The 271-nt window shown below is 69.4% G+C and carries 1 protein-coding gene; it reads left to right on the top strand.

Annotation, left to right across the window (positions count from 1 at the left end):
* A partial coding sequence (locus SB717_RS36050; RefSeq protein ID WP_410907791.1) for an acyl-CoA dehydrogenase family protein occupies positions 1 to 271 on the top strand: 271 nt, incomplete at both ends.

The following is a 271-nucleotide window of genomic DNA, read 5'->3' as shown; positions in this document are numbered from 1 at the left end:
GACCGGCAAAGCGGCCCGTTGATCATCAGCCGCGGCACGGACCGGCAAAAGGAGACGATCCTCCCCGGCGTGGTGCGCGGCGAGACCACCTTCTGCATCGGGATGAGCGAACCGGAGTCCGGCTCCGATCTCGCCTCCGTCCGCTCGCGCGCGACGTCGGTCGACGGCGGTTGGCGGCTCAACGGCCGGAAGATCTGGAGCACCAACGCCCATCTCTCCGACTTCATGATCGCGCTGTTCCGCACCGGTCCGGCGGACGCGGAGACCCGCC

This window comes from Priestia sp. SIMBA_032, from assembly GCF_046535215.1.
In the GTDB taxonomy this organism is placed as follows: domain Bacteria; phylum Bacillota; class Bacilli; order Bacillales; family Bacillaceae_H; genus Priestia; species Priestia aryabhattai.
The sequence above is the reverse complement of the archived record's forward strand: the minus strand, read 5'-3'. Positions and strand labels throughout refer to the sequence as shown.